Raw genomic sequence first — 596 nt, 5'->3', positions numbered from 1 at the left:
TACTGGATATTGAGTCGTTTATAGACAAATTAGTTCCAATAAAAATGGCGAGAGTTTTCACTCTCGCCATTTTGAATGACCGAATTATCTCATTGATTAGACAATTGGTTTTTGACCACGCTCTGCAAGTTTAAGCACAACACTGTCAGCGACTTTACTTGCTACACCAGCAAGCTTGTCTGCCAATTTTTTCTTCTGCACGTAATGAACGGCTAACACTGTTTTTTCTTTGCACGCAGCAACAACAAGATCATCAGAGGTGCTGATTTCATCCACTAGTCCCAACTCTTTAGCTTGAGTACCAAACCAGTGCTCACCCGTCGCCACTTTTTCCAATTCTAAACTTGGACGACGCTCACGGATGAAGTCTTTGAACAATACGTGCGTTTCTTCTAGCTCTTGCTTGAATTTATCACGTGCTTTGTCGGTGTTTTCACCAAACATGGTTAGCGTGCGTTTGTATTCACCAGCCGTTAACTGCTCGTACTCGATGTCGTGCTTTTTCAGCAGCTTATTGAAGTTTGGAATTTGTGCGATGACACCAATCGAACCCACAATCGCAAATGGTGCAGAAACAATTTTGTCTGCTACACAAG

Annotated in this window: 1 protein-coding gene; it reads right to left on the bottom strand. The window is 42.3% G+C overall.

Going from position 1 to position 596, the window contains the following annotated elements; genetic code table 11:
• Positions 1–96 precede the first annotated feature (96 nt).
• Positions 97–596, bottom strand: a 500-nt coding sequence (gene sohB / locus R7O13_RS28845; protein ID WP_318305457.1) for a protease SohB, incomplete at its 5' end; no start/stop codon positions are given.

Source organism: Vibrio sp. Y176, assembly GCF_033438945.1.
The sequence above is the reverse complement of the archived record's forward strand: the minus strand, read 5'-3'. Positions and strand labels throughout refer to the sequence as shown.